The 315-nt window shown below is 30.2% G+C and carries 1 protein-coding gene; it reads left to right on the forward strand.

Features of this window, described 5'->3' with window-relative positions:
* Nucleotides 1-128: 128 nt before the first annotated feature.
* A partial coding sequence (locus GNY06_RS13755; protein WP_212995102.1) for a hypothetical protein occupies nucleotides 129-315 on the forward strand: 187 nt, incomplete at its 3' end.

Raw genomic sequence — 315 nt, forward strand, 5'->3', positions numbered from 1 at the left:
ATTTTACACACATTTTAACATTTTTGGGCAACAGCGACAACGACATTTTTTAAAAACAAATTTTTGGAAACAGAAGTTTATTTTTTTAAATTGAAAAGAAAAATAATTATTTTTGAGAATAAGAAAAGGTGTTCTTTATCAAAAGGTTGCGTTCGCGCGATCAATTTTTTGAGTATATGTGGTTGTATGATGATACACTGGCGAACAACAATCCTATAATTGAAAGTGAACATTATATAGATGGTTATCACAATGTAGGTTTTTACAACTCTGGCAACCTAAACCCGAATAGATACAACTACCAGAATCATGTAG

Source organism: Elizabethkingia argenteiflava (genome assembly GCF_009904105.1).
GTDB classification, from domain to species: Bacteria; Bacteroidota; Bacteroidia; order Flavobacteriales; family Weeksellaceae; genus Elizabethkingia; species Elizabethkingia argenteiflava.